Here is a 4,592-nt window from a genome sequence, read left to right as displayed (position 1 = left end):
ATCGAAACTGCGACTAATTGAAAAGTAAACTATGTATAAATTTTTTCTCTTAATACTAGTATTTTTTGGATTACAACAAATCAACGCTCAGGAATTCACCCGACGCGATTCATTACAAGGTGGTCTTCGCCCGGAACGAACTTGTTTCGATGTACTTCGATATGACTTGAATTTGACCATTGAACCGGAATATAAAACAGTCAAAGGTTACAATGAAATTACCTTTAAAGTAATTGAAAAAACGCAAAAAATTCAATTGGATTTGTTTGAGAATATGGTTGTGGACAGTATCATTTTCAATGAAAAAAAACTACAATACAAAAGAGAATTTGACGCCATCTTCATCAATTTCCCTTCTATTTTACCTTTAAATACAGAACAAAAAGTTCGTTTTTATTACTCCGGTAATCCTTTAGTTGCTAAACGGGCTCCTTGGGATGGTGGTTTTGTATGGAAAAAAGATGCACAAAACAAACCGTTTATTGGTGTCGCCGTGCAAGGAACAGGTGCTAGTTTGTGGTACCCTGTAAAAGACCACCAAACCGACGAACCCGATCGAGGTGCATCGATTAAAGTCGCCGTTCCAAATGGTTTAATGAATGTATCCAATGGTCGTTTTTTAGGAAGTGAGAACTTGAACAACGGTTACACCCGCTGGGACTGGGAAGTAAAAAGTCCGATCAACAATTACAATATCGTCATTAATATAGCCGATTACGTCCATATTCATGAATCGCACAAAGGATTGGACTTGGATTACTACGTTTTGCGTGAAAACGAAACCAAAGCACGTAAACACTTTGCAGAAGTAAAACCGATGATGGACTGCTTTCAAGAGAAGTTTGGCACCTACCCTTTTGTGGAAGATGGATTTAAATTGGTTGAAACTCCTTATTTAGGTATGGAACACCAAAGTGCTGTAGCTTATGGGAATAAGTATATGAAAGGATATATGGGCAGCGATATGACCGGCACAGGTGTAGGCTTACTTTTTGACTACATTACGATACATGAAACAGGTCACGAATGGTTTGGCAACAGCATTACTTCAAAAGATATTGCGGATATGTGGATACACGAAAGTTTTACCACCTATTCCGAATCTGTGTTTGTAGAGTGTGAATTTGGATATGAAAAAGCCATGCAATACATTAACGGACAAAGAGGAATGGTTAGCAACCAAAAACCGATCATCGGACAATTTGGTGTGAATTATAAAACAGGTAATTCTGATATGTATTACAAAGGTGCGTTGATGCTAAACACCCTTCGTCACAGCATCGGCGATGATGCCAAATGGTGGGCGATGCTTCGAAAATATTGCGAAACTTACCGCTACCAAATTATTGAAACCAAAGATGTCGTCTCTTTTTTTTCTAAAGAATCCGGAACCGATTTAACACCGTTTTTTGACCAATATTTAAATTACACTAATCTTCCTGTACTGGAATTACGAGTTGTCAAGAAAAACTTGGAAGCTCGTTGGAAAACCGATGTACAAAACTTCCAACTACCAATTGAAAACCAAATTGGACCAAAGAACAACAGAACTCTTGTCACCAATGAGTGGACACGTATTCCGGGTGCTAAAACAAAAGATGACCTTGTACTTTCTACTTACAAAATGTTAATTGAACTAACGGATTAAGGATTTACAGTTTAGTCGGTTAATCGGTTAATCGATTAGCCCTTTCCAACGAGCAGCTTCAACCCTCATCCATCAAAAAACTGTTAAATTTTACAATTTACTATGCGTGCATAATATATTTTATTTATATTTGAAAACGTTTTCGTAAATACATGAAAGAAAAAACAATTGATTATATATTAAGAGCAACGTGGCAAGCCGTTTCGCGGATGTACAACGAAGAAGCTTCAAAATTTGAAGGATCAATGGCTATTGGTTTTGCATTATTGAGCATTGATAAGGAAGACGGAACTCCATCAACGTTTATTAGCAACCGAATGGGAATGGAACCTACGAGCCTTACTCGTACTTTAAAAACATTAGAAGAAAAAGGATTAATTATCCGTAAAAAAAATCCGGAAGACGGTCGCGGTGTCCTAATATACTTAACGGAATTGGGTAAGGAAAAAAGAGAATTATCCAAATCGACCGTTTTAAAATTCAACGAAGTTGTCAAACAAAACATAACCGAAGAAAAATTACAGCATTTCATGGAGGTCGCCGATGTAATCAATACATTAATTAACGAAAAGAAGATTTTCTAGATTTTTCTAATTTTTTAAATCTGTGTTCTAAAAATATAACTAACTAAAACCAGCGGAAACTCGTAACCCGCAATAAGAATATAAAAATGAAAAGAACAATTAAAAAAGTGGCCGTTATCGGATCCGGAATTATGGGTTCCGGTATTGCTTGTCACTTTGCAAACATTGGTGTTGAAGTACTTTTGTTAGACATCATTCCAAATGCCTTAACCGAAGCGGAAGAGAAAAAAGGACTCACTTTAGAAAGTAAAGCAGTTCGCAACCGCATTGTAAATGACAGTTTAACAAATGCTTTAAAGTCGAACCCTTCTCCTATTTATAGTCAGAAATTTGCCAACCGAATTTCAACAGGAAATACAACGGATGATATGCCGAAAATTGCTTCTGTAGATTGGATTATCGAAGTGGTAGTGGAACGTTTAGATATTAAGAAACTCGTTTTCGAACAAGTGGATAAATATAGAAAACCGGGAACGTTGGTAACTTCCAACACGTCCGGAATTCCGATTCAATTTATGAGTGAAGGCAGAACGGACGATTTCCAGCAGCATTTTTGCGGAACGCACTTCTTCAACCCTGCACGTTATTTAAAATTGTTTGAAATCATTCCCGGGCCAAAAACAAGTCAATCCGTTTTAGATTTCCTAACTAATTATGGTTCACAATTCTTAGGAAAAACGTCGGTCGTAGCCAAAGATACTCCGGCATTCATTGGCAACCGGATTGGAATTTTCGGTATCATGAGTCTGTTTCACCAAGTAAAAGAAATGGGGCTAACCATCGAAGAAGTGGATAAATTAACCGGTCCTGTCATCGGCCGACCAAAATCGGCGACGTTTAGAACCGTTGATGTAGTTGGTCTGGATACATTGGTTCATGTCGCAAATGGAATCGAGCAAAACTGTCCGAATGACGAAGCTCATGATTTGTTCAAATTACCTTCTTTCATCCATACAATGATGGAGAATAAATGGTTGGGAAGCAAAACCAAACAAGGTTTTTATAAAAAAGTCGACAAAGATATTCTATCATTGGATTTAGACACGATGGAATACCGACCGAATAAAAAAGCGTCTTTTGCCACTTTAGAATTAACCAAAACCATTGACAAACCAATCGATCGTTTCCCTGTATTAGTGAAAGGAAAAGACAAAGCGGGTGATTTTTATAGAAAGAATTTCGCAGCTATGTTTGCATACTGTTCAAACAGAATCCCTGAAATATCTGATGAATTATATAAAATCGACGATGCCATGAAAGCCGGCTTCGGTTGGGAAAATGGTCCGTTTGAAATTTGGGACAGCATCGGTGTAGCTAAAGGAATTGACATGATGCGTGTGGAAGGTTATGAACCCGCCGCTTGGGTCACTGAAATGATAGCATCTGAAAACGCTTCTTTTTACACGGTTAAAAATGGTGCAACACATTTTTACAATATCCCAACCAAATCACAGGAAAAAATACCGGGTCAAGATGCGTTTATTATACTAAATAACATCAGAGAAAGTCATAAAGTTTGGGGTAACTCAGATGCTACCATTCATCATTTAGGCGATGGAATATTGAATTTAGAATTTCACTCTAAAATGAATACCATTGGCGGTGGCGTTTTACAAGGGATTAACAAAGCCATCGATTTAGCCGAAAAAGAATACAACGGATTAGTTATAGGAAACCAAGGAGCTAATTTCACTGTAGGAGCCAACATCGGAATGATTTTTATGATGGCTGTCGAACAAGAATATGACGAATTGAATATGGCTATCAAAATGTTTCAAGACACGATGATGCGTTGCCGCTACTCCTCTATTCCGGTAGTCGTTGCTCCACACGGAATGACGTTAGGTGGTGGTTGCGAAATGACAATGCACGCCGACCGAGTGGTTGCTGCTGCAGAAACCTATATTGGTTTAGTGGAATTTGGTGTCGGAGTCATTCCCGGCGGAGGAGGTTCGAAAGAAATGACCGTTCGTGCTTCTGATTTATTTCATAAAAATGATGTGGAATTAAATGTGTTGCAAGAATACTTCCTAACCATCGGAATGGCAAAAGTAGCCACTTCTGCTTATGAAGCTTTTGATTTCGGTATTCTTCAAAAGGGAAAAGATATAGTTGTTGTGAATCGCGATCGTCAAATTGCCGTTGCGAAACAAGTTGCCTTACAAATGGCAGAACAAGGTTACACACAACCAATTCAACGTAAAGACATTAAAGTATTAGGAAAACAAGCGTTGGGAATGTTCTTAGTGGGAACCGACCAAATGCAAGCCGGTAAATACATTTCGGAACACGATAGAAAAATTGCTAACAAATTGGCTTATGTTATGGCGGGTGGTGATTTATCAGAGCCGACATTGGTG

3 protein-coding genes are annotated in these 4,592 nt (G+C 38.1%); all 3 read left to right on the top strand.

The features are described 5' to 3' along the window. Positions 1–31: 31 nt before the first annotated feature. The gene (locus ACIQ2S_RS11525) at positions 32–1,648 is read left to right on the top strand and encodes a M1 family metallopeptidase (RefSeq protein ID WP_396176132.1); all 1,617 of its coding nucleotides are present in this window, start codon (positions 32–34) and stop codon (positions 1,646–1,648) included. A 152-nt stretch (positions 1,649–1,800) separates the two neighbouring features. After that, positions 1,801–2,232 (top strand): MarR family winged helix-turn-helix transcriptional regulator, encoded by a 432-nt coding sequence (locus ACIQ2S_RS11520; RefSeq protein WP_396176130.1) that lies wholly within the window; start codon positions 1,801–1,803, stop codon positions 2,230–2,232. A gap of 86 nt (positions 2,233–2,318) precedes the next feature. Further along, positions 2,319–4,592, top strand: a 2,274-nt coding sequence (locus ACIQ2S_RS11515; RefSeq protein WP_396176128.1) for a 3-hydroxyacyl-CoA dehydrogenase NAD-binding domain-containing protein, incomplete at its 3' end; no start/stop codon positions are given.

The organism is Flavobacterium sp. (genome assembly GCF_044371705.1).
Classification (GTDB): domain Bacteria; phylum Bacteroidota; class Bacteroidia; order Flavobacteriales; family Flavobacteriaceae; genus Flavobacterium.
The sequence above is the reverse complement of the archived record's forward strand: the minus strand, read 5'-3'. Positions and strand labels throughout refer to the sequence as shown.

Coding starts and splice junctions, on each gene's coding strand:
- ACIQ2S_RS11525 (WP_396176132.1), top strand. CDS start 32: ATGTATAAATTTTTTCTCTTAATACTAGTATTTTTTGGATTACAACAA.
- ACIQ2S_RS11520 (WP_396176130.1), top strand. CDS start 1,801: ATGAAAGAAAAAACAATTGATTATATATTAAGAGCAACGTGGCAAGCC.